Raw genomic sequence first — 1,624 nt, 5'->3', positions numbered from 1 at the left:
AACATTGTGACTAACTACTTTTCCTTGTATGNACATAGACATAATGACTCCCCACGTCCCAAAAGAGTGCTGACCTCCTATCGTGGGTTAGCAAAGCCAGAGCCATAATATATGTGTCATACCATATAAGCGGAGGCCAGCACCATGAAAAACAATACCATAATTTTTGTCGGATTGGACACCCATAAGGAGTTCACCGAAGTCGCATATTGCGAAGATCAACGAGGCTCAGAAGTAAAACATCTTGGAAGAGTTTCTTCAGCCAAAGTATCACTTACCAAGATGGCAAGACAGTTTGAAAGCAAATACCCGCAGGCTACCCTGCATTTTGTTTATGAAGCAGGCCCCTGTGGCTACTGGATTTATCGATTGCTGACAAGCTTAGGCCATTGTTGCTATGTTGTTGCGCCATCACTGATTCCAAAGAAACCCGGACAACGCGTGAAAACAGATAAACGCGATGCACAAGATTTAGCTCGTTTGGTTCGTAATGGCGACCTTGATCCGATTTACGTTCCTGAACCCGCAGATGAAGCAATACGAGATCTATCTCGAGCACGTGAGCGTGCAATGCATGATTTGAATAATGCACGTTTCCAGCTAAAAGCCTTGCTGCTCAGAAACCATATTAACTATTCAGGCAAATCAAATTGGAGCTTAAAACACCTTCGTTGGTTAACAGAGATCATCTTACCTCATCCTAGTCAGCAATTTGTCTTGCAAGAGATGATTCAAACCATTTCAGAACGCAATGCTCGACTAGAGCGTCTGGACAATGAACTCGCCCATCACGTGAAGCAATGGCGATATTATCCGGTTGTGAAAGCGATACAAGCCTTGAGAGGCGTTCGACTGCTCACCGCCACTGGTGTCATTGTAGAGCTAGGAGACTTAACACGATTTGATAGCCCTAGAAAACTGATGAGTTATATCGGAACGACGCCCTCCGAACATTCAAGTGGAGGAAAACGACACTTAGGCGCGATCACCAAGTGTGGAAATGGGCGAGCGAGGAGATTGTTAGTTGAGGCTGCACATAGCTATCGCTATCCCGCAAAGATATCGAAGGAATTACAGCTCAGGCAGGAAGGATTGCCGAAAGAGGTAATTGATCAAGCTTGGCAAGCACAACAGAGATTATGTAGACGATATCAACGACTAATACACAAAGGTAAACATCGAAGTGTCGTGGTAACGGCGATCGCACGAGAACTGATAGCTTATATCTGGTCAATCTCGAAGGAAGTCACCTTACCCAGAATAGATCCAAAAACACGAATCTCACGCGTACCCGCTTAAGTAGATAAGGAATAATACATGAACAAGTTTAGCGTCAATGCAAAAGATCAAGCAGCGGCTGTGGTGCAATCACCGAAGGCGTTAGGTTGGCAATGAGCTAGCAGTACATTGATCCACGAGCATAGACTGAAGACAGGCACCACGACGTAATAAGTAAGGTTGGATAGGTTAACGCGTCGCGTTAGCAACCCACGAATACCAGCATGATCACCGTCGAAATTACTTGCTTCATCTGATGCGTTGACGCTTCCCTAACGGGAAGAATGTTAATTAAAAAGAAAGGCTCTGGCCGAGGTTCCGGCAGGATTTTGTGCCGGCCTCTTGA

Annotated in this window: 1 protein-coding gene; it reads left to right on the top strand. The window is 45.4% G+C overall.

The genetic code is table 11. The features are described 5' to 3' along the window. Positions 1 to 144: 144 nt before the first annotated feature. Positions 145 to 1,299, top strand: a complete 1,155-nt coding sequence (locus tag A3761_RS04665; RefSeq protein ID WP_068510169.1) for an IS110 family transposase — start codon at positions 145 to 147, stop codon at positions 1,297 to 1,299. Positions 1,300 to 1,624: the final 325 nt, after the last annotated feature.

It is taken from the genome of Oleiphilus sp. HI0123, assembly GCF_001635315.1.
This window is presented reverse-complemented; position numbering and strand designations above follow the sequence as displayed.